Annotated in this window: 14 protein-coding genes; 4 read left to right on the top strand and 10 right to left on the bottom strand. The window is 62.0% G+C overall.

The features are described from left to right. Both Q6A48_RS25315 and yjiA read left to right on the top strand, forming a co-directional pair. Positions 1–191, top strand: a 191-nt coding sequence (locus Q6A48_RS25315) for a YbdD/YjiX family protein (RefSeq protein ID WP_304555892.1), incomplete at its 5' end; no start/stop codon positions are given. Positions 192–522: 331 nt separating this feature from the next. Next, complete coding sequence (yjiA, locus tag Q6A48_RS25310; protein ID WP_304557200.1) at positions 523–1,491, top strand: GTPase; 969 nt, start codon at positions 523–525, stop codon at positions 1,489–1,491. Positions 1,492–1,597: 106 nt separating this feature from the next. Here the strand turns inward: yjiA and Q6A48_RS25305 are convergent, their stop codons facing one another. From Q6A48_RS25305 to Q6A48_RS25295, 3 genes are all read right to left on the bottom strand, one after another. Continuing rightward, positions 1,598–2,122, bottom strand: a complete 525-nt coding sequence (locus Q6A48_RS25305; RefSeq protein WP_304557199.1) for a hypothetical protein — start codon at positions 2,120–2,122, stop codon at positions 1,598–1,600. A 217-nt stretch (positions 2,123–2,339) separates the two neighbouring features. Beyond that, positions 2,340–3,593 carry a serine hydroxymethyltransferase gene (gene glyA, locus Q6A48_RS25300; RefSeq protein WP_304557198.1) on the bottom strand — a complete coding sequence of 418 codons (1,254 nt, stop codon included), beginning with the start codon at positions 3,591–3,593 and terminating at the stop codon, positions 2,340–2,342. Between the two features lie 222 nt (positions 3,594–3,815). Beyond that, complete coding sequence (locus Q6A48_RS25295) at positions 3,816–7,664, bottom strand: sensor domain-containing protein (RefSeq protein WP_304557197.1); 3,849 nt, start codon at positions 7,662–7,664, stop codon at positions 3,816–3,818. A 271-nt stretch (positions 7,665–7,935) separates the two neighbouring features. On the opposite strand from Q6A48_RS25295, the gene ettA reads away from it, so the two are divergent. Next, the gene (gene ettA / locus Q6A48_RS25290) at positions 7,936–9,600 is read left to right on the top strand and encodes an energy-dependent translational throttle protein EttA (RefSeq protein ID WP_304557195.1); all 1,665 of its coding nucleotides are present in this window, start codon (positions 7,936–7,938) and stop codon (positions 9,598–9,600) included. A 186-nt stretch (positions 9,601–9,786) separates the two neighbouring features. On the opposite strand, the gene lanM is transcribed toward ettA, so the two are convergent. The 7 genes from lanM to Q6A48_RS25255 all read right to left on the bottom strand — a co-directional run bounded on the left by lanM (position 9,787) and on the right by Q6A48_RS25255 (position 17,056). Next, on the bottom strand, positions 9,787–12,858 hold the full coding sequence (gene lanM / locus Q6A48_RS25285) for a type 2 lanthipeptide synthetase LanM (protein ID WP_304557193.1): 3,072 nt from the start codon (positions 12,856–12,858) through the stop codon (positions 9,787–9,789). A gap of 84 nt (positions 12,859–12,942) precedes the next feature. Further along, complete coding sequence (locus tag Q6A48_RS25280; protein WP_304557192.1) at positions 12,943–13,101, bottom strand: hypothetical protein; 159 nt, start codon at positions 13,099–13,101, stop codon at positions 12,943–12,945. 160 nt (positions 13,102–13,261) lie between these two features. Then, positions 13,262–13,405 carry a hypothetical protein gene (locus Q6A48_RS25275; RefSeq protein ID WP_304557190.1) on the bottom strand — a complete coding sequence of 48 codons (144 nt, stop codon included), beginning with the start codon at positions 13,403–13,405 and terminating at the stop codon, positions 13,262–13,264. Positions 13,406–13,584: 179 nt separating this feature from the next. Beyond that, positions 13,585–14,076: a GreA/GreB family elongation factor gene (locus Q6A48_RS25270; RefSeq protein WP_304557188.1), complete on the bottom strand. Its 492-nt coding sequence runs from the start codon at positions 14,074–14,076 to the stop codon at positions 13,585–13,587. A 70-nt stretch (positions 14,077–14,146) separates the two neighbouring features. Continuing rightward, a complete protein-coding gene (locus Q6A48_RS25265) occupies positions 14,147–14,503 on the bottom strand; it encodes a hypothetical protein (RefSeq protein ID WP_304557186.1) in 357 nt (118 codons plus the stop codon). A 123-nt stretch (positions 14,504–14,626) separates the two neighbouring features. Continuing rightward, positions 14,627–16,480, bottom strand: a complete 1,854-nt coding sequence (locus Q6A48_RS25260) for an Lnb N-terminal periplasmic domain-containing protein (protein ID WP_304557184.1) — start codon at positions 16,478–16,480, stop codon at positions 14,627–14,629. An 87-nt stretch (positions 16,481–16,567) separates the two neighbouring features. Then, the gene (locus Q6A48_RS25255; protein WP_030140293.1) at positions 16,568–17,056 is read right to left on the bottom strand and encodes a DUF3015 domain-containing protein; all 489 of its coding nucleotides are present in this window, start codon (positions 17,054–17,056) and stop codon (positions 16,568–16,570) included. A 287-nt stretch (positions 17,057–17,343) separates the two neighbouring features. Between Q6A48_RS25255 and Q6A48_RS25250 the strand changes: the two genes are divergently transcribed. Next, positions 17,344–19,782 (top strand): Lon protease family protein, encoded by a 2,439-nt coding sequence (locus Q6A48_RS25250; RefSeq protein WP_304557181.1) that lies wholly within the window; start codon positions 17,344–17,346, stop codon positions 19,780–19,782. Positions 19,783–20,091 lie beyond the last annotated feature (309 nt).

Genomic DNA, 20,091 nt, shown 5'->3' with positions numbered 1-20,091 from the left:
ATGACTTGAGTCGCCTCGGTAAATACCTCGGTCAGGCCGCCCGCCTGATGGTCGGCATGCCCGACTACGACAACTACGTCGAGCACATGCAAACCCAACACCCGGACAAGCCGCTGATGGACTACGAGACGTTCTTCCGCGAACGCCAGGAAGCCCGCTACGGCGGCAAGGCCGGGCCCAAGTGCTGTTGACAATGAGGTAGCTCAACCCCCTGTGTGGGAGCGGGCTTGCTCGCGAAGGCGGTGGGTCAGTTGATGAAGGTGTCGACTGGCCGGACGCTATCGCGGGCAAGCCCGCTCCCACAGGTGTTCTGGGGTGGTTTCAAGCTAGGCGTACACCGCCGATCCCTTGTGGGAGCGGGCTTGCTCGCGAAGGCGGTGGGTCAGTTGATGAAGGTGTCGACTGGCCCGACGCTTTCTCGGGCAAGCCCGCTCCCACAGGTGTTTTGGGGTGGTTTCAAGCTAGGCGTACACCGCCGCTCCCACAAAACCGCTTCCCTTTCAGCCATCAAGGAGATTCCGTTTGTCCTCGCCCATCCCGGTCACCATCCTCAGCGGCTTCCTTGGCGCTGGCAAGACCACGCTGTTGCGTCATCTGCTCAAGGCCGAGCACGGCCTGAAGATCGCCGTGATCGAGAACGAATTCAGTGAAGCGGGCATCGACACCCAGTTGCTGGGCGATGAGCCGGTGCAGGTCATGACGCTGGCCAATGGCTGCGTGTGTTGCACCATCCACACCGACCTGACCAAGGCCCTGTACCTGTTGCTCGAACGGCTGGACAGCGGCGAGATCGCCTTTGACCGCCTGGTGATCGAGTGCACCGGCCTGGCCGATCCGGCGCCGGTGGCCCAGACCTTTTTCATCGATGAGGACCTGCGCGAGCGCTACATCCTCGACGGGATCCTGACCCTGGTGGACGCCGCCCACGCCGACCTGCACCTGACGCAGGCCATCGCCCAGGCCCAGGTCGGATTTGCCGATCGCCTGCTCCTGAGCAAGACCGACCTGGTGGGCGCCGCCCAGGTCGATGCCCTTGGCGAACGCTTGGCCCGTATCAATCGTCGGGCGCCGATCCGGGTGGTGGAGCACGGCAAGATCGACCTGGCCGAACTGCTCGACATCCGTGGCTTCAACCTCAATGCGGACCTGGAGGCCGGGCTCAGCCTGCGACCGGTCGGCAAGGCGACCCCGGGCGATCGCATCAGCAGCCTCGTGCTGCGCACCGACAAGCCGCTGGACATCGACAAGCTCAGCACGTTCATGAACCAGCTGCTGGAAGATCACGGCAAGCAATTGCTGCGCTACAAGGGCGTGCTGAACATCGCCGGGGAACCCCGTCGACTGGTGTTCCAGGGCGTACTCAAGCTGTACGGTTTCGACTGGGACACCGAATGGGCCCCCGATGAACCCCGGGAAAGCGTGATCGTGTTCATTGCCGATGAACTGCCCGAAGCGAAGATCCGCGCAGGTTTCGACGCCGCCCTGAATTGACGACCCGGCACCTGCGGCCCTCTGCAACTTTTGTTCGAGAGCGGCCGCCAGATGCTTTGCGTTATCCCCGGAGTTTCGTTAGTTCATTAAAAGTGCCCGGGCCCATTCAAATGATGCTGAGTATGAACGTCAGTTTCGAGCGCGCTTCGGTTTCCGCCAGATAAAGATACGGCGAACCGTGGATTCTCAATCCGCCTACATATTTATTGTGCTTGGTCATGAGTGACAGTGGCGAGTGTTTGGCGGTTATGTCATTCAGGGTCACCACGCGTTGCTTGGAGTCAACAAGTTTAAAGAGAACGGGTTTACCCGCGTTTTTCGCACCCAGGGCGTCGAATCCATTTTTGCCGATGAACTTGTCGTGGTGTTCCCCCGGGCTTTTTATCCACAGGGTGTAGCCACCGGCGGCGTGGCGAAAGTACAGCAGCAATGGCGGGACGTTGCCGCCGCTGCTCTTGGGGTGCATGCCCAGCAGGCTCGAGTGATCGACGGTCTGCGGTTTGCCGCTGAAAAATCCCCCGCTGAATGAAGTCACGGTGGCCAATGCCGGTTTCCCGTGGAATGTCTCAAGCAAGTGGATGTGCATGTCGGGCGAGCGAAGTGTGGCGCAAAAAGAAAGTTGACTGTCCATGTCGGTATCGCATCCTTTATTGAAAGCCTGAGTGGCTGTGGATAATGGGATCGATACTAAAGGCTTGTCGACAAGTTGTGTTGAAGGGGTATGTTTCGAAGCGTGAGGTTTGTAGGGGAAGTGTTAAAGACTTCAGCTGACTATTATTTAAATCCAATCAATAAAAAAGGCCCGCATCTTTCGAAGCGGGCCTTTTCAATGACCGCCTAGCGCGGCATCAAGCGCCGTAGACCGGCAGCTTCTTGCAGATGGCCTTGACCTTCTCACGCACGGCGTCGATCACCGCTTCGTTGTTCAGGTCCGCGAGGATGTCGCAGATCCAGCCGGCCAGTTCCTTGCACTCGGCTTCCTTGAAGCCACGGGTGGTCACCGCTGGCGTGCCGAAGCGCAGGCCGGAGGTGACGAACGGGGAGCGTGGGTCGTTTGGCACCGAGTTCTTGTTCACGGTGATGAACGCCTTGCCCAGCGCGGCGTCGGCATCTTTGCCGGAGATTTCCTGCTTGATCAGCGACAACAGGAACAGGTGGTTCTGGGTGCCACCGGACACCACGTCGAAGCCGCGCTCGATGAACACGCCGGCCATGGCCTGGGCGTTCTTCACCACTTGTTGCTGGTAGGCCTTGAACTCCGGTTGCAGCGCTTCCTTGAAGCAGATCGCCTTGGCCGCGATCACGTGCTCCAGCGGGCCGCCCTGGGCGCCTGGGAACACGGCGGAGTTCAGCTTCTTCTCGATGTCGGCGTTGGCACGCGCCAGGATCAGGCCGCCACGCGGGCCGCGCAGGGTCTTGTGGGTGGTGGTGGTCACGACGTCGGCGAACGGCACCGGGTTCGGGTAGACACCTGCGGCTACCAGGCCGGCGACGTGGGCCATGTCGACGAACAGGTAGGCACCGACCTTGTCGGCGATTTCACGGAAACGTGGGAAGTCGAGGACCTGCGAGTAGGCAGAGAAACCGGCCACGATCATTTTCGGCTTGTGCTCGAGTGCCAGGCGCTCGACTTCGTCGTAGTCGATCAGGCCGTTGCCGTCGATGCCGTACTGGACGGCGTTGTACAGCTTGCCGGAGGACGACACGCTGGCACCGTGGGTCAGGTGACCGCCGTGGGCCAGGCTCATGCCCAGGATGGTGTCACCGGCCGACAGCAGCGCCAGGTACACGGCGGCGTTGGCTTGGGAACCGGCGTGCGGCTGGACGTTGGCGTAGTCGGCGCCGAACAGTTGCTTGGCGCGGTCGATGGCCAGTTGCTCGACGACGTCGACGTACTCGCAACCACCGTAGTAGCGCTTGCCCGGGTAACCTTCGGCGTACTTGTTGGTCAGTACCGAGCCTTGAGCTTCCATCACCGCGGGGCTGGTGTAGTTTTCCGAAGCGATCAGCTCAATGTGCTCTTCCTGGCGCTGAGCTTCTTGCTCCATGGCGGCAAAGAGATCGGCGTCGTACTTGGCAATAGTCAAATCACGGCTGAACATGGCGGTCCTCAAGGATCGGGGGCAGAAAAGGGAGGCATTCTAACCCAACCGGTTTTGGAAGGGATATGAAAGGAGGTCATGTCGTGGACGAATGGGATTCACCTATGAGGAGCGTTGCCCATGCCGGCCTCATCGCGGGCAAGCCTTGCTCCCACAGAAGCCTGCATTCCCCTGTGGGAGCAAGGCTTGCCCGCGAGAGGCCGGCCCAGAGGGTACAAGGCTTTAGTCGAGCATGAACAACGCATCATTGCTGAACTGCGCTTCGAACCGATTGGCCGGCATCGGGCGGCCGAACAGGTAGCCCTGGACTTCGTCGCAACCGTGTTCACGCAGGAAGTCCAGCTGCTCGTGGGTCTCGACCCCCTCGGCGATCACCGCGAGGTTGAGGCTGTGGGCCATGGCGATGATCGCGCGGGCGATCTGCGCGTCCTGCTCGCCGGACGGCAGGCCGTCGACGAAGGTGCGGTCGATCTTCAGCACATCGATGGGGAACTGCTTGAGGTAGTTGAGCGACGAGTAGCCGGTGCCGAAGTCATCCACCGCGATGCTCAGGCCGAGGTTCTTCAACCCCGCCAGGATCTGCATCGCTTCGCTGACTTCACGCATCAGGATGCTCTCGGTCAGTTCCAGTTCCAGGCATGCCGGCGGCAGGCCGGTGCTGCGCAGGATATTGGCGATGCGCGTACCCAGCTGGCCATCGGAGAACTGCCGGGCCGAAATGTTGACCGACACCTTCGGCACCCGGACCTTGGCCTGGTGCCACGTCCTGAGCTGCCGACAGGCCTCGGCGATGACCCAGTCGCCGACGTCGACCACCAGGCCGAGTTCTTCCAGGACCGGGATGAAATCCCCCGGCGGCACCAGCCCGCGGCGTGGATGACGCCAGCGCAGCAGGGCCTCGGCGCCGGTCAGGCGCTTGCCGTCGCCACTGAACTGCGGCTGGTAGTACAGCACGAACTCGTTCTGCTCCAGGGCGTGGCGCAGGTCGCTTTCCAGTTCCAGGCGCTCCAGGGCACTGGCGTTCATGTCGGCCTGGTAGAACTGGAAGTTGTTCTTGCCGCGTTCCTTGGCGTGGTACATGGCCGTGTCGGCGTTCTTCATCAACTGGCTCAGTTCGTTGCCGTCCTGGGGGCTCAGGGCGATACCGATGCTGGCGGTGACGAAGAACTCCCGGCCTTCGAGCACGAATGGCCGGACCAGGCTGGCGAGGATCTGCTCGGCCACGGTAATGGCCCGGTTCAACGCCATTTCGCGGCTGGCGCGCGGTTGCAGCAGCAGGGTGAATTCGTCGCCGCCCATGCGTGCCACGGTGTCGTCGTCGGCGACGCACCCGAGCAGCCGCGTGGCCATTTCCTTGAGCATCCGGTCGCCGGCCGCATGGCCCAGGGAGTCGTTGATCGGCTTGAAGCGGTCGAGGTCGAGGAACATCAACACCACCCAGCTCTTCTGCCGCTCGGCCGCTTGCAGCGCGGTGTGCAGGCGGTCCTGGAACAAGGTGCGGTTGGGCAGGTGGGTCAGGGCGTCGTAGTAGGCCAGGCGATGGATGCGCTGCTCGCTGGCCTTGCGCTCGCTGATGTCGCTGAAGAAGCACACGTAGCTGGCCAGGTCGCCCTCGTCATCCAGCACGGCGGTGATGCCGACCCAGGCCGGGTAGTGCTCGCCGTTGCGCCTCTTGAGCCAGACTTCGCCTTCCCACGTGCTGTGCTGTTGCAGTTGCTTGAGCACGTAGCGCAGGTGGGCTTCCTGCTGTTCGTCCACGGTCAGCATGTTGGGCAACTGGTCGAGCACCTGCGACACCGCGTAGCCACTGACGCGGCTGAACGCTTCGTTGGCCTGGACGATGTAGCCGGCCGGGTCGGTGATCAGGATCGCCGAGGTCGAATGCTCGAAGACCGTGGCGGCCATGCGCAGGTCTTTTTCGGCGCGGCGCTGCTGGCTGATGTCGCGACCCACGCCCAGTACGCCTTCGAACGCGCCGTGGTCGTCCCACACCAGCACCAGCCGCAACTCGATGGGAATCTTGCGCCCATCGGCCCGCAGGCAGTCGAACAGGAACAACTGGGTCTGCATCTGGCTGCGCAGCTCGGCCAGTTGCTCGGGCTTGTCGAGGGCCTTGCTGACCCGGTCCATCAGGCTGTAGATGCCGGTCAACTGCTGTGGATTGGCGATGGTCGATTGCCAGCCGTTCTGGAAAATCCAGTCGACGTTGTAGCCCAGCACCGCTTGCACCGACGGGCTGACATAGTTGAGCGACAGCTTGCTGTCGGTGGAGAAGATCACGTCGCTGATGCTTTCGGCGAGCATGCGGTAGCGCTGTTCGCTGTCGCGCAGTGATTCGCTGGCCTCGATCTGCTCGGTGACGTCCTTGGCGACACCGATGATCCGCGTCACCTGGTCATGCCGGTCCCGGGCCAGGGCCTGTTCGCGGATGTCGAAGCGCCGCCACTTGCCGTTGCGATGGCGAAAGCGCAACTGGCATTGCAGCAGTTGCGTGTAGCCGCCCCGACGCTGTTCCTGGCGCAGGCAGTGGTAGTGGTCGGCATCTTCGCTGTGCAGCAGGATTTCCCAGAAGTATTCGCCCATCTGGTGCAGTTCGGTGCGGTCGTAGCCCAGGGTCTGGCCGAGGTGATGGTTGCTGAAGATCATCCGCTGGCTGATGACGTCCTGCACATAGAGGTGGTCCGGCACGGTGCGCACCACGTCGGACCAGAAGCCTTCGCGCTCGAGCAGCGAGAGTTCCACCAGCTTGCGGCTGGTGATGTCGCTGATGCTCAGGATCACGGCGTTGTAGTCGTCCTGTTTTTCCGGCAGGCGCAACACCAGCCACAGGTGCTGGTCGCGGCCATGGGCGTCCTGCAGGCGGATTTCCAGCTCCAGTTGCTTGTGCTGGTCGAGCAGGGCCTCGAGCAGTTTCGAACCCACGGGGTTGTGGTCTTTCGGGCCGTTGCCGACCAACAGTTGCCAGGCCTGTTCGCAGGAGTCGACGTTGAGCAGCTTCAGGGCCATCTGGTTGACTTCGGTCACCAGCACTTCCCGTTGCAGTTGTTCGCGCTGGTGGGGCGTTTCCAGCCAGGCGCGCAACTGTTCGCCGGTGTGCAGGCCGGCTTTCTGGAAGAAGGCCTTGAGCCCCGACAGGTCGAGCACGCACAGGGCCACGCCGGTGCCTTCGAAAATATCCTGGTAGCGACGGCGCCCCTCGTGCAGTTGCCGTTGGCGCCGGCGCATGTTCAACAGCGCGATCACCGGCAACAGCGAGATCGCCAGGCCCAGCAGGCACTTGCCGATGAAGGCCGGCAACAGTTGCTCGATCACCTGGCGCCGGTCGAACAGCCCGCGCAGTTGCCAGTCGCTGCTGCTCAGGGGCACGGTCAACACGGTGTTTGCCAGGTCGTCCGGGGACAGCCGGGAAGGGCTGGCCGAGAGCAGGCCCTCGTCGCGGCTGATGATCTGCTGGTCGAGACGGTTTTCCACCAGCCACAGCGGGCGCAGGCCCACATCGGCCTGCTTGGTCAGCGTGGCGAAGAAGGTCGGCGTCAGGCGCAGGGCCCAGTAGCCGCGGGTGCTGCCGCTGGCCTGGTGCAACAACAGGTGTACCACCGAGCCGTCGGTGGAGTTGCTGAAGTAGTGGGCCTGGGCCCGGCTGCGCCGTACCAGGTCGGCCAGGTAGTCGGCGTCCTGGCTGGTCGCGTCGCTGTCGCTGAGGACCTTGCCGGAAGGGCTCAGCAACGCCAGGCTGCGCAGTTCGGGCAACGATTGCTGGAGCTTGCGCAACAGCGCCTGCTGTTCGTCGGCTGTTTGCGGTTGTTCGACGATCGGTAGCAGGTTGAGGGCGATTTGCGCGTTCAGCGCCATGTTCAAGCTGACTTGCGCCGCGAGGTCGGCGGTGTAGTCGATGGTGTATTGGCGTTGTTGCTGCTGGGTTTCACGCAACTGGTCGAGCAGTTGCCAGAAGAGCAGCCCGAGCAACAGCAGCACCAATGTGGCCAGCGCACCCTTCAATGTCCCGCGCAGGGGCGAGCCAGGCGCCGTGGCGGGCGCGCGTGGGGGCGAGGGCGGCGTGACATTGGACAAGCTGTAATCCTGCAGTTTGCTGGACTGGCGCGACGTGCACTATAAGCCGGACGCCCGAAGGGCGGCTAGCATGCCTTGCCTTGTGGCAAAGTGCCAGTCCCCGGCGGCTGGACCTTGACCGACGGTTGAGGTAGCTTTGCCGGTCAAACACGAGCGTTCCAGCTCCAGACTCCCAGGCGCTACCGGCCCCCTGGCCTTGATCACCCTCAAGCGCCGGCGCCGTGCATGGCCTGGCTCGTTCTTTTCACCTGTCACTGACGCTAGGTTCACCATGGCTCAATACGTCTTCACCATGCATCGGCTGAGCAAAGTTGTTCCGCCGAAGCGGGAAATCCTGAAAAACATTTCACTTTCGTTCTTCCCCGGCGCCAAGATCGGTGTCCTGGGCCTCAACGGTTCGGGCAAGTCCACACTGCTGAAGATCATGGCCGGCGTCGACAATGAATTCGACGGCGAGGCCCGTCCGATGCCGGACCTGAACATCGGCTACCTGCCGCAGGAACCGCAGCTTGATCCGACCAAGACCGTGCGCGAAGTGGTCGAGGAGGCGGTCAGCGTGATCAAGGACGCCCAGGCCCGCCTGGACGAGGTCTATGCCGCCTATGCCGATCCCGACGCCGATTTCGACAAGCTGGCCGCCGAACAGGCCAAGCTCGAAGCCATCCTGCAAGCCAGCGACGGCCACAACCTGGAACGCCAGCTGGAGGTGGCCGCCGATGCGCTGCGCCTGCCGGCCTGGGAAGCGAAGGTCGAACACCTCTCCGGCGGTGAAAAACGCCGCGTGGCCCTGTGCCGCCTGCTGCTGTCCGCCCCGGACATGCTGCTGCTCGACGAACCGACCAACCACCTGGACGCCGACTCCGTGGCCTGGCTCGAACACTTCCTGCACGATTTCCCGGGCACCGTGGTGGCGATCACCCACGACCGTTACTTCCTCGACAACGTCGCCGGCTGGATCCTGGAGCTCGACCGCGGCGCCGGCATCCCGTACGAAGGCAACTATTCGGGCTGGCTGGAAGCCAAGTCGGAGCGCCTGGCCCAGGAATCCAAGCAGCAATCGGCCCATGAAAAGGCCATGAAGGAAGAACTGGAGTGGGTGCGCAAAGGCGCCAAGGCCCGCCAGTCCAAATCCAAGGCTCGCCTGCAACGCTTCGAGGAAATGCAGTCCCAGGAATTCCAGAAGCGCAGCGAAACCAACGAGATCTACATCCCGGCCGGTCCACGCCTGGGCGACAAGGTCATCGAGTTCAAGAACGTCACCAAGGGCTATGGCGACCGCGTGCTGATCGACAACCTGTCGTTCTCCATGCCAAAAGGCGCCATCGTCGGTGTCATCGGCGGTAACGGCGCGGGTAAATCCACGCTGTTCCGCATGTTGATGGGCAAGGAAACCCCGGACTCGGGCACCATCGAGATCGGCGAAACCGTGCAGTTGGCCTGCGTCGACCAGAGCCGCGAGGACCTGGACGGCAGCAAGACCGTGTTCCAGCAGATCTCCGACGGCTCCGACCAGATCCGCATCGGCAACTACGAAATCCCGTCGCGCACGTACGTAGGGCGCTTCAACTTCAAGGGCGGCGACCAGCAGAAGTTCGTCAAGGACCTGTCCGGTGGTGAGCGCGGCCGCTTGCACCTGGCGCTGACGTTGAAGGAGGGGGGCAACGTCCTGCTGCTCGACGAACCGTCCAACGACCTCGACGTCGAGACCCTGCGTTCCCTGGAAGAAGCCCTGCTGGACTTCCCGGGCGCCGCCATTGTGATCTCCCACGACCGGTGGTTCCTCGACCGCGTGGCCACCCACATCCTGGCGTACGAAGACGACTCCCAGGCGGTGTTCTTCGAAGGCAACTACACCGAGTACGAGGCCGACCGCAAGAAGCGCCTTGGCGAGGCGGCTGCCCAGCCGCATCGGGTACGGCACAAGAAACTGGCCTGATTCGGTCGGTTGCATAAAAAAACGGAGCCCTTGAAGGCTCCGTTTTTTTTGGCCGCCGCCAATGCCCTGTGGGAGCGGGCTTGCCCGCGAAGGCGTCGGATCAGCAGGCATTGAGGTGGACTGATCCACCGCTTTCGCGAGCAAGCCCGCTCCCACACGGTATGTGGCTGTATCGATCTAGCGGGCTTACAGGGGCACCGCGAAATCGAGCGAGAGAATGTTAGGCAGGGTCGGGTCCATCTGGTACAGCAAGGCATAGCCCACCCCCGTGATGCCAGTCAGCAGGCTGACGTCGGGCACCCGGTCACTGTCGAGCAATGGCCCTTCGAAAAACCGCCGGGTGACTTCCTCGAATGCCTTTCTGACCCGGCTGATGCCCTCCGGATTATCCGAATGTCGATACAAGTCATACAGGCACAGCAGATTGCCGAAATCGCCGTGGCACAGGTTGTAGCCGTCGCCAAGCCCGTGCTCCCAGAGGTTGCGCTCGCAGCGCTGGATATCGTCGAGCACGGTTTGCCGGGTCGTTTCGTCCAGGGCATCGCCCATCGACTCCATGAGCTGGCGCCTGGCGACGAGGATACCCGCGTCGCCGTGGCACCACTTGGACGCGTGGTCCACCGGCCCGAGGTTGCGCAGGTCCAGCCAGAAACCATCCCGACTCAAGCGGTTTTCACCTTCCAGCACCTGGATGGCCAAGGGCACCAGAGTCGAATCACCGGTCGCTTCATAGGCTTTGCACAACGCATGGATGACACCCGAGAGGCCATGGGACAAACCCGTCAGAATGACAGAGCGATCGTCGCGTCGAAGAAGCTGGCCGTCTTCCATCAGGACCTGGTCTTTCATGTAGTCGACCATGCGTCGGATGGCCGGCAATACATCCTCTTGCGCAGAGCGTGCATGGATATTGGCCAGCAGCGTCACGGCACCGCAACAACCGCCCAGGAAGTCGAAATCATAGTCTTCGGGAGGTACTGCGATCAGTTGGGTCAGCAGGTCGGCGATTTTCCCGGCATGCCTGGCGTCTCCCGTGACCTGGCGCCGATTGATGAGCAGATAAAGGTAAGCCCCCAGCCCGTGATACGCACTGACCGTCGAGTCGGTTCTGAAGAAGCCGAAGCGCTGCTCCAATGAGTACAGGACCTGGTCCACACGCGACAGAAAGTGCGTTTCGCCGCTCACCTTGAACAGACCCAGATAGAACAGGCCAATCCCGGCGATGCCGGAGTACAGCCCGTGGTCCATGGGCGATGGGTATTTTCTTTGAGTCTCGGGGTGCGTATGGAAAGACAGCCAGCTGACGTCCTGTGCCGGGCCCACTATCGCGAGTTCGTCGAGGCGGGCGCTGATCCTCAGGACCGCGTCGAGGGGCGTGTCATCAGGGTTTGCCAGCGCCCGCTGGGTATGGGAGGGCGGATGTCCATCCGGTTCCGGGAACAGACCGATTTCGAGCAAGGTGCGTTGCAAGGCCCAGTCTTTGCGAGACAGGTTGGCGATTTTTTGCAGGCAGCTTTCCAGCGGAGGCTGCACGGCGGCCATTTCAATCGTTGCACCTTGGGCGCTCGTAAAATGCTTGGCGTTCAGCGGCATGGTAAAGCACGGAATGCTGGACCTCTGCAGGTCGGCTATTTCATGGTGGGGAATGCCTTTCTCCCGATAGGGCGCCTTCAGGTCTTTCCACAGCGTCGCGAGCAGGAGTTCTCGGTCGAGCATGTTTTGCATGAAGCGTGGGTGGCGGATCAGCCCGATGAAGTCGGCGTAGCGTTGCGAGTTCTTGAGCAGTACCCGGGTCGACAGTTCGCCAGCCGATCGTTCGAGCATTTGCATGATCGCGCGCCGATGGACCCTCAGTTCGCCATAGGCGTAGTCGAAACCCTGCAACAGTTCGGCCTTGTAGGCCTCAGGCCCCTTGCGCTCGTCCAACAGGCGCGGCAGGTGCCTGGGCTCCAGTTGATGTTCGAACTCGACCTTGCGCAGGTGGTAGAACCCGCCTTCGAACACCAGGGCGTGGCGGGTGGAAATGAAGAGTGCTTGTCGGGTCAGTCCGCTCTGGTCGTTATTGGACTTTTGCGAGAAAGGCACGAAGCCGCTGGAACAGATGGATTGCTGGATCACCTTGAAGCTGTGGGCCAATGCGCTGTCCGTGGGCAGTTCTGTCAGCAAGTCGCTGGTGGCGGCGGTGAACAAGCATTCGAGGTCGATCATGACCGGGCTGCTGCCACGGGCAATGATGTTCTCGTAGTGAAAGTCGATGCCGTTCAAGGCGTGGATAACGGCAATCTGGGCGCCCATTTTCCGGTAGAACCGTTCGACGTCCGCCGCTTGCTCGCAGGGCAGGTTGTCGATTTTCTCTATCCAGCTATGCCCCTCGCGGCTGAGGATCCTCGGCCCGTGGACGGCAAAGCAGTCTGCGCCTGTCCACGTGTGCAATTGCCCGAGCAGGCGATTGTAGAACAGCGTTTCCCGGCTGGCCCGAGGCTTGTAGACCAGGGGCAGGGTGCCGATCGTGACTTGGCAGACCGTTTCGCCGCGACCGTGGGGATCGCCCAGGCCCAGTTCAATCGCGCTGATTTGCCGCGCGGGAATGGCAAACTCGGTTCCCAGTGATTCGATATCGGCAGCGAAGTGAAGAATGACCCCGTAAAGATAACCGAGGGTATCTTCCAACTGATCGAACAGCAGCGTGGCCAGTACCGGATAGGATTCGAAGAAGGGGCGTAGCGGCAAGGTACGCAGGTGTTCGTTGAACGTGTCCAGGTCAATGGCTTCGCCCTGGGCGATCCGTGTATTGAGGTAATGGACCAGGCTTTGTTCCGACGTACGACCTACCCGGGCCAGGACATAAGGCTCTAGGCTTTTAAACAGCGACGCCTGGTCAATGTATGGCGAGATACGGGAATAACGTTCGTCAGCCTTGAAAACGTCGATGAAATAAAGAAAGAAACGAACGCCGAAACCATGGAAGTTTCCGGGGTTGTTTGAATGTGTTCTTATGTCAGCCGCGAGGCTGTCCAGTCGAGTCAGTTTTTCCTCCAGGTTATTCAGGAAGTACTCACTGTCGGACGGTAGAAGTTGATGGTTGGCCGGGCGCCTGACGTACTCGAGCAGTTGCTTCCGGTCCAGTCCAAAGTGTTCCAATAATGCCTGATCATCGTCGTGCAGGCGGGCCAGGTTGTTTTCAAACAGGGCAGTGTCGTGTTTGGAAGTGCATTTGTAATGCCCTCGCTGATCCAACTTCAGTGCGTTGACAAGCATGCCTTGGCTCCTGGCATGGATGGAGCAGGCGATGCCTGCTCCAAGTTCATGGGTGTTGCCTGTTGCGTCGATCAGTCGAGCGGATCAGCACCCGAGGGTCGAGCACTCGAGATTGGTGCACGTGCCGAAGGTGTTGCACTCCAGCGTCGTTGCCAGGATCCCGGCAACGTTGCCGGCCGGCGCTTGATAGGCGTCGAATTCGCGGTAGAAGTCGCCGGACATGTTCAGGATTTGTTCGCTCATGGAAAATTTCCTCATCAGGTTCATCAACTCAAGACAGTGACCACGATCGATCGGGTGCCAGGCAGCGCATCCGAACAGTGGGATGTCATGAAATTATCAAAGGGTAGGATTAGGGATTATCGAAGCACCCGCGATGCGGATGAACTTCAATGAACAGGATTCAGCATAAAAGCGCGGTGCAATGTACAGTGCCACACTCGACGATAGTCCGCGCCGCCGATTCCATACCGAGGGGGTTGACCTGTTGGTAGGCATTGAAGTCGCTGTCGAAGTTGCCGGACATTGCCAGAAGATGTTCGCTCATCATGCTGCTCCTTGTTTTTGTTGCGCCGATTTCGGCGCGGGAAAAACAGTAGCATGGTATTCGATAAGTGCAAATGCGTGGTTATGACCTCATGTTGCAGTTACATGCTGCTACAGGCAACTAACGGACTGTCGCTGAGTTATAACCGGGTAAGTAACAGGGGCCGCCGTGAAGTTGCTTCAAGGCAATTCTATGGCGATGACTTCAATGGAAAGATTGCCCATCGGCCGCTCCCAGGTTACCTCGTCCCCCAACGTGGCCCCCAGCAGCGCCCGGCCGAGTGGCGATCCCCAATTAATCAACCCTCTGGTCGCGTCGGCCTGGTCTTCGCCCACCAACTGCACCCGTTGCTGTTGGTCCTGTTCGTCGGCGAAGGTCACCCAATGGCCGATCCGGACCTGATCGGTGGACGTGGGCGTCACGACCTGGGCGCTCTGCAGGCGCTGGTTGAAATAGCGCAGGTCGCGCTCGATGTCCGCGATCCGCTGTTTGTCGGCCTGGTCGCCCCGGGCCACCTGCTGGTTGTGCAACGCCTGCAACTGCGCGACCCGCGCCTGCAACTCGGCGAATCCGCTGGGCGTGACGTAATTGGGTTGTGCGCTGACCTGGCGTTCGACCGGTTGGTCTGCCTGGGCGGCGGCGTTGTCTTCATTGACGAAAGCGCGACTCATGGTGTTCTCCTCTATTGGAGGTTGGGCCATGGTCGCAGGCTTTTGGTTTCGACGAATGTCTGTACGCGACTCACTGCGAGCGATAAGCCCGGCCGGCGTCCCGGTCCTTCTCCTGTTGCCAGGCTCGTTCGCGCTCGTCCCAATGGCGCTCGCGATAGGCATCGCGTTCTTCGCTCTCACGCATGGCCTGGCACTGCCGGAAGCCATCGCTCCAGCCTTCGGCGTAGCGTGGATCCTTGAGGTAGCGCGGTACGTCTTTGCGGAACTGGCCGGTGATCGCCCCGGCGGCTTGCCGGCCGCTGCTGCAGCCGTCGTCGTAACCGTCGGCGAACGCCGGCGGGAAGCCTCGGGCGACCAGGTCCTCGTGAGTGGTCTCGCAACCGCCAAGCAACATCAGCACCGCCACTACCGCCACCGCCCGCCTCATTTTCTGCCTTCCCGCCGCAATCACCTGTACATGAAGTCTAGAAGCGGATTCGTCAGGCGGGTGTGAAAGCGTTGTGATCAATCCGTTCGACGCTGCCCGGATTCAATCGCTGGGTACACTGGGCTAGTAGTGATACCACTTCACCTCCAGCATCACCTCGTTCTCCGGCGAGGCGAGGTGGCTGAATTCGCGCTGGGCGCTCAGGCGCAGGCCGAGGTTGCGGGACAATTCCCACTGCTGGTTCAGGCTCAGGCTACGGCGTACTTCGCCGTTGACGAAGTAGTCGCCCTTGGCTTCCAGGCTCAGGTTGCCCAGCGGGTTCTTCCACAGCAAGCCGCTGTTGAAGCCGCCGGCCGGGGCGACGAATTCGGCGAAGTCGTTGTTGTGCTCGACCCGCACGGTGCCCAGGGCGAAACCCAGGACATCTTCGCCCAGTGCCCAGGTCCCGCCGGCACCGCCGTTGACGTGGCTCACCAGGTTTTCATCGTCGTGCTTGCCCGGCACCCGTTCCAGGCCGCCGGTGACCTGCCAGGACAGCGGTTGCAGCAGCTCGTTGCGCGGCGTCAGCGAGCGAATCGTCGCCAGGTCCAGTTGCTGCACCTGCCAGTCATTGCCTTCGTACTGGCGCAGTTTCAGTTGCAGGATTTCGATCTGTGCCCCCAGCGGGAAACTTTCGGCATTGTCGTTGAGGTCGTGATAGGCCATGCGCAAGCCATACTCGCCGAACGCCCGGTCGCTCCGGGTGCCGAGGCCGGCCTGCCAGGTGCGTGACTCATGGCCATCCTCGGGCAAGCCCGGCTGCGGGATGTCGAGTTCCGGGGCGGGGTTGCGGTTGATCGCCCGCAGCAGCTCGAAACTGCGCTGGGATCGTGCTGGATCGCGCTCCTGGCCGTTGGCCCGGTAGCGCTCCAGGCGGTAGGCGGCGTCGATGATCAGCGCCTGGCGGTCCCGCGGCAGCGCCTTGAACGCGTCGGTTTGCAGTTGTTGCTGGTCGGCGCTGACCTTCAGCACCCAGTGCTGCTCGTCACTGCTGAGCGGCTCGGCACGGCTGAGCAGTTCCCGCTCCCGGGACGGCCGGTACTGGATGCTTTCCACCAGGCCTGCTTCCTTCACGGCCTTGACCGTGTCGGTGGGGATGGCGGTCAGCGGGAATTGCTCGGTCAGGCGCAGGCTGGGACGGGCCACCTGCAACAGTTCGAGCAGGCGATAGGAGCAGTTTTCGTCGAAGAAGAAATAGTCGAACTGGATCTGCTTGAGTTCCCAGACGTGTTCGACCATGCGCGCGGTTTCCACCTGGCTCAGGTTCAGGCGGTATTCCCACAGGTCGCGGTTCTCCAGGCTGCGGTATTCGGAGAGCTTTTCCTGGTAGGGCACCAGGGCGAACAGGCCGGGGTAGCCGCCCATCAAGCCCTTCCAGGCGTAGAGGATGCTGTTGTCCGAGCCCTCGATGTAGGCGCCGAAATTGATCGCGTAGCTGAGCAGGGCGGTCTTGTCGCTTTGCACGTCGGCCTGGTCGATACGCAGCAAGGTATGGCCGAACATCGACGACGGGCTGTTGAGGTAGGCGGCGGGGAAGATCATCACCGCACTGTGGGGCGAGACATCCTTGAACCACTGGTTGAATTCGCTGCAATCGACAGCGGGCAGGTCCGTCAGCTTGAGCTGCGCCTTGAGCCAACGCGTGCGCGCCGGGTATACGCACTGGGCGTGTTGCTGGCCGGCGCTGGCCGGGCCGTACAGCGCTTGCAGCGTTGCGCTCAGCTCACGGTCGGGGTGTTGATTGCCGTCGGGCGCGAGGAAGAATTTCTTGTCGCTGATGTAGCTGCGCCAGCCACCGAGCTTGGCGGTTTCGTAGTGGCCCAGGGAAATCCAGAAGCGGTCATTGGCCAGTTGCTGCAAACGTTGAGGGTCGACATGAGGCGCTGCGGACAGCGGGGCGCACACACAGAGCGCCAGCCAGGCAAGGCGTTTGAGCATAGTCGGCTACTTGGAAAGTCGAAAAAAAGAGCGGAAGGGGCCCCAGGAAGAAAACCCGCTCCCCGAGAGGAGCGAGTGCGGTCGAGCTTAAGCTTGAGTGGCGTATTTGGCCAGGCGCGGATCGTTCTTCAGGACGGCCAGGGTGTTGGTATGCACGTCTTCGGCGGTCACGTCAGCCTTGCTGAAGATCTGCTGGAAGTGCTCGTGGGTAACGGCCGAGAAGTGCGCGCGGTCTTCCGGCGCCACGCCCAGCACCACGGCGTAGGTGGTCAGCGCTTCGCCTTGGCCCTTGGCCATGTCTTCGGACAGCTCGTTCATCATGCCATTCATGGCCAGCCAGGACTTGCCACCATAGGTCAGTGCCGCGTTGGTCGAGCAACCGTTGGTGCCGGAGGTCATGCCGAAGGTGGCGTTACCGGAAGTGCCGTTGGTGGTGGATGCCAGGAAGTGAGCCGGGGTGCCACGCTGACCTTCGAACAGCATGTTGCCCCAACCGCAATCCGGGCCGCCTGGCGCCTGAGCCATGGCGTTGATGGATACAGCGGTGAAGAGAGTACCGAGAAGAATCCGTTTCATAGCTTTGTTCTCTTTATGTGCATACCAATGGACAGGGTCTGGCGCCTTGTGGCCTCAACCACGCGTGCCAGTGGGCCGGTTATTGTTCCAGCCGCGCAATTTGGAGTTTAGGCACGATCCTGGGGTTCCGTGACATTTTGCAAAAACAATCCTTTGCCTCATGAATGAACCGGCCCCGGCCCGGGGGATGCCGCTGGACTATGCTTTGGCCCGAGGCGCTCCTTGCCAGTCAGGCACGGGCAGCGCCAGAATGCCGCTATCTGCCCCGCCTGATGTAAGGAAGCCCGATGCCTGATCCTGTTGCTGCCAGCTTGCGTCTAGCGCCCGAAGCGCTGACCCGTCCGTTTTCCGCTGAACAGTTCAGCTTCTCTACCACCAATGATCTGGAGCCCTTCCGCGGTGTGCTTGGCCAGGAACGTGCGGTCGAAGCCTTGCAGTTCGGCGTGGCCATGCCGCGCCCCGGTTACAACGTATTCGTCATGGGCGAGCCCGGCACCGGCCGCTTCTCGTTCGTCAAGCGCTACCTCAAGGCCGAGGGCAAGCGCATGCAGACCCCCGCGGATTGGGTCTACGTCAACAACTTCGATGAGCCTCGCGAACCCCGTGCGCTGGAATTGCCATCGGGCACCGCCGGCGCTTTCATCGCCGACATCAACGGCCTGATCGACAACCTGCTGGCGACCTTTCCCGCGGTGTTCGAGCACCCGTCCTACCAACAGAAGAAGAGCGCCATCGACCGCGCCTTCAACCAGCGCTACGACCGCGCCCTCGACGTGATCGAGCGCCTGGCCCTGGAGAAGGACGTCGCCCTGTACCGCGACAGCAGCAACATCGCCTTCACGCCGATGAGCGAAGGCAAGGCCCTGGACGAGGCGGAGTTCGCCCAATTGCCGGAAGCCGAGCGCGAGCGTTTCCACGAGGACATCTCGAGCCTGGAGGAGCGCCTGAACGAGGAACTCGCCAGCCTGCCGCAGTGGAAGCGCGAGTCCAACAACCAGTTGCGCCAACTCAACGAGGAAACCATCACCCTGGCCTTGCAACCCTTGCTGGCGCCGTTGTCGGAAAAGTACTCGGAGAACGCGGCCGTCTGCGGCTATTTGCAGGCCATGCAGGTCAACCTGCTGCGCACGGTGGTCGAGCAACTGGTGGACGACAGCAAGACCGACGCCGTCGCCCGCAAGCTGCTCGAGGAGCAATACGCCCCGAGCCTGGTGGTAGGGCACCCGTCCAGTGGCGGTGCGCCGGTGGTCTTCGAGCCGCACCCGACCTACGACAACCTGTTCGGGCGCATTGAATACAGCACCGACCAGGGCGCGCTGTACACCACGTATCGGCAGCTGCGTCCGGGGGCCCTGCACCGGGCCAACGGCGGCTTCCTGATCCTCGAAGCGGAAAAAATGCTCGGCGAACCGTTCGTGTGGGATGCGCTCAAGCGCGCCTTGCAATCGCGCAAGCTGAAAATGGAGTCGCCGCTGGGCGAGCTGGGGCGATTGGCCACCGTGACCCTGACGCCGCAGCACATCCCGTTGCAGGTCAAGGTCGTGATCATTGGCGCCCGCCAGCTCTACTACGCCTTGCAGGACCTGGATTCGGACTTCCAGGAAATGTTTCGCGTCCTGGTGGACTTCGACGAAGACATTCCCATGGGCGACGAGAGCCTGGAGCAGTTCGCCCAGTTGCTCAAGACCCGCACTTCGGAAGAGGGCATGGCGCCCTTGACCGCCGATGCGGTGGCTCGCCTGGCGACCTACAGCGCCCGCCTGGCCGAGCACCAGGGACGCTTGTCGGCGCGTATTGGCGACCTGTTCCAGCTGGTCAGCGAGGCGGATTTCATTCGCCAGCTGGCCGGTGACGAGATGACCGATGCCGGCCATATCGAGCGTGCGCTCAAGGCCAAGGCCACCCGCACCGGGCGCGTCTCGGCGCGGATCCTCGACGACATGCTGGCGGGGATCATCCTGATCGATACCGACGGCGCCGCCGTGGGCAAGTGCAACGGGCTGACGGTGCTGGAAGTCGGTGACTCGGCGTTCGGCGTGCCGGCACGGATTTCCGCCACGGTGTACCCGGGCGGCAGCGGTATCGTCGACATCGAGCGCGAGGTCAACCTCGGCCAGCCGATCCACTCCAAGGGCGTGATGATCCTCACTGGCTACCTGGGCAGTCGCTATGCCCAGGAGTTCCCCCTGGCGATCTCGGCCAGCATCGCCCTGGAGCAGTCCTACGGCTATGTGGACGGCGACAGTGCCTCCCTGGGCGAAGCGTGCACGTTGATCTCGGCCTTGTCGAAGACGCCGTTGAAGCAATGCTTCGCCATCACCGGCTCGATCAACCAGTTCGGCGAAGTGCAGGCGGTGGGCGGGGTCAACGAGAAGATCGAAGGCTTCTTCCGCCTCTGCGAGGCCCGCGGGCTGACCGGTGAGCAGGGGGCGATCATTCCCCAGGCCAACGTCGCCACGTTGATGCTCGACGAGCGCGTGCTGGCGGCCGTGCGCGCCGGGCAATTCCACGTCTATGCGGTGCGCCAGGCCGACGAAGCCTTGAGCCTGCTGGTGGGTGAGCCAGCCGGTGAGCCCGATGAAAACGGCGAGTTCCCCGAGGGCAGCGTCAACGCCCGGGTGGTGGAGCGCCTGCGGGTCATCGCGGAAATGATCAGCGAAGACGACATCAAGGAAGCGGAAAAGGAACTGGCGCAGCAGGCCCTGGCGGAAGCCAAGCCGGCGTGACGGGTGCCTGATCGTAGGCAGTTCGATGTGGGAGCGAGCCTGTGGGAGCAAAGCTTGCTCGCGATAGCGGAGTTTCAGTCACGTTTTTCTCGACTGACACACCGCTATCGCGAGCAAGCTCGCTTGTGTCTTAAGACAGGATAAAGTCAAAGGTGAGAGGGGTGGACAGCAAGCTGACGGGTCGCGGTGCCCTAAGCACGTGTGGGAGCCAAGCTGCTGTCCACTCTTCCCGCTTTGGCTCAAAGCTCGAACAGTTGACTGAGTTTCCGCCCTCGAACAACAAGCATGAGCCAGGCCAAAGCGCCTCTC

The organism is Pseudomonas citrullilanati (assembly GCF_030580855.1).
In the GTDB taxonomy this organism is placed as follows: Bacteria; Pseudomonadota; Gammaproteobacteria; order Pseudomonadales; family Pseudomonadaceae; genus Aquipseudomonas; species Aquipseudomonas citrulli.
This window is presented reverse-complemented; position numbering and strand designations above follow the sequence as displayed.